This window comes from Lentibacillus sp. Marseille-P4043 (assembly GCF_900258515.1).
GTDB lineage: Bacteria > Bacillota > Bacilli > Bacillales > Amphibacillaceae > Lentibacillus_C.
Map to the genome: position 1 here is coordinate 1 of NZ_LT984886.1, position 869 is coordinate 869.

General features: G+C 34.9%; 1 protein-coding gene and 1 pseudogene. Both read right to left on the reverse strand.

The annotated features are described in order from the left end of the window. A partial coding sequence (locus tag C8270_RS19580; protein ID WP_199794731.1) for an immunity 22 family protein occupies positions 1–241 on the reverse strand: 241 nt, incomplete at its 3' end. A 15-nt stretch (positions 242–256) separates the two neighbouring features. Beyond that, positions 257–869: pseudogene (locus C8270_RS19585) on the reverse strand (hypothetical protein); the annotation flags it as partial.

Below are 869 nucleotides of genomic sequence, written 5' to 3' on the forward strand. Positions count from 1 at the left end.
GAATAATTTCATCGTATGAACATCCCTCCAATAGATCAGAAATATTATTACTCTTTTGTACTAATACTGCTTTTTCTATAAAATCTTCATCTGTCTCGTCCATATCAATATTAAAATCTACATAAAACTTTGAAGGGATAGACTCTCCCTCTTCATCGTATTTCAGGTCCACATATTCTTTTAAGTCATATTCCTCCTTAACGTTACCCAACCATATGGAGACTATTCCTTTTTTTTCCATTAGCAATACACACTCCTATTCTAATCTTAATTCTTTTGGCAAAGATGAAATACCACCTTCTAGTCTGTAACTAGCCCAATTATTAAGTCTTCTAATAAATGTTTTGTAGTCATTTGATGTATCAATAATAGCTAATAACTCGTTATGTGCTTTCGTAGATCCAAAACCACCATGGACCCCTTTGGGATTTACAAATTTAACATCAGATATTGCGGTTCTTAAATCCTTTATTTTTTCGGCACTGATATCCCAATACTTAAACTGTGGAGCCCTAGATACCAAATGCCATTCATGCAATCCTCCTGGTGCTCTTAGCCGACGTTCGATTTTTTTCCTAATCTTCTTGTCTTTCCATAATACATCCAATTCATTACTAGTAAGGGAATTAAAAAAGTTATTAAACTTCCCACTTTTAGCGGTTGGAATGTCATCTGTAGTTAATACAAATGTGCTTTTATCTTTATTTGCATAATCTACATTCAGGTCACTCTTTGTCCCCGACAATCTCTCAGCCTTCAAAATCAACTGATCCTTCAAAAACTCCCCATCCACTACATTATAAGGAACCTTACCTCCACCAGCCAATTGATACTGTGGTCCATAGGGTAAATACTGCGAAAAATCCATA